The organism is Segatella maculosa DSM 19339 = JCM 15638, from assembly GCF_000382385.1.
GTDB classification, from domain to species: domain Bacteria; phylum Bacteroidota; class Bacteroidia; order Bacteroidales; family Bacteroidaceae; genus Prevotella; species Prevotella maculosa.
In genome coordinates this window covers 1-1,255 of sequence record NZ_KB908376.1, presented here as the reverse complement: position 1 = coordinate 1,255, position 1,255 = coordinate 1, and the positions used below count along the sequence as shown (strand labels likewise).

Genomic DNA, 1,255 nt, shown 5'->3' with positions numbered 1-1,255 from the left:
CGGATATATTTTTCCTGTGTAACTGTAACCGTGCAGTGCTGGGGGACAGAGCAGGTCAAGGAACGTGGTCTTGAACTTTCCCTGCTCACCTGTCAGCACAAGGCAGGTGTGGTTGCGGCACTCACGGTCGTCCATCGCATTGGCGACCACCGCCACAAGCCATTTGATGAGGTATAGCATCCACTTGTCGGAGTTACGCACCACAACGCAACTTGCCAAGTCGTGAATGGCTCTCAGTGAAAAGGGAGAACTGCTGCTTACATCCACCAATGGCAACCTTTTGAAATACTCCTGTATGGGATTGACACGTGGAGAGAAGTTGCTCTCAATAATTGAATAGAGGTTGTCGGAAGATGTGATAATCCCCACATCGTTGTCAAGTTCCCTGCGGAGCGTGTTGATTTCATAGCGCCCCACTTTTGAGAAGTGAGCATCCTCCTTGCTCCTGTATTCGGTTCGCCCCAACACCGTGTTGTATCTGAACTCATAGCGAGAGGAGAGATAGGTTTCTATCTCACCATTTTTGGAGGAAGTCTTCCTTTGCTTAGGCGTATTATTTTCGCCCACTGAATTGCCTTTATTTGCGCTTGGTTTCATTATATGCTTAGTTTGGTTTCCGAGAGTGAAGTTATCAAGAGAATGTCAAAGTTCCAAGCATTCAGGGAGTGCTTGCATAATGTTGCGTTCATTGGCAATGAAGTTCTCACGGATTTTTATGGAGACAGGAAAATAAATGACTGATTTAAACACGAATTAAGTCAAAACTGGGTATAAAATAGCAAGGAAAGACAGAGATAGAAGTGTGCCACTTGCGCATGTTTGCAGTATTCTGCACTGATATTGCAAACAATAGAATCAGCACAGAAATAGGGTATCGTTTGTCCACACTAAAAGTGTTACAAGGTGTCACTTGAACGAAGAATGATTGAATAGGACATGCACCGTCCTATCTTTGCGCCAAACGGACGGTGAAAGAAGAAAACAGGGTAAGAATGCGCAAACCGCTGCCGATAAAATGCGTTAGTTTTTCCTTCAACCTCCCGATGTTTCCCTGCTGTTCCCTACTGCTTTGAAGTGTGATAAACTCATCATACTTTTGCAGGCAGAAATGTGCGATGAAACGCAGAACAGACAAAGGTGTTGTCAATACCAATAAGACAGAATTACAAACAAAATAACAATAAAACTATGGGATATTTTATCATTACGGATTCAAACTGGGCAAAGCTGAGGAACGAGATACTCAGCCTTGCCG

General features: G+C 44.1%; 1 protein-coding gene and 1 pseudogene. One reads left to right on the top strand and one right to left on the bottom strand.

Going from position 1 to position 1,255, the window contains the following annotated elements; translation table 11 throughout:
• Positions 1-597, bottom strand: a 597-nt coding sequence (locus tag H164_RS0114290) for a VapE domain-containing protein (protein WP_019969253.1), incomplete at its 3' end; no start/stop codon positions are given.
• Positions 598-1,140: 543 nt separating this feature from the next.
• Between H164_RS0114290 and H164_RS16120 the strand changes: the two are divergent.
• A pseudogene (locus H164_RS16120) lies at positions 1,141-1,255 on the top strand (helix-turn-helix domain-containing protein); the annotation flags it as partial.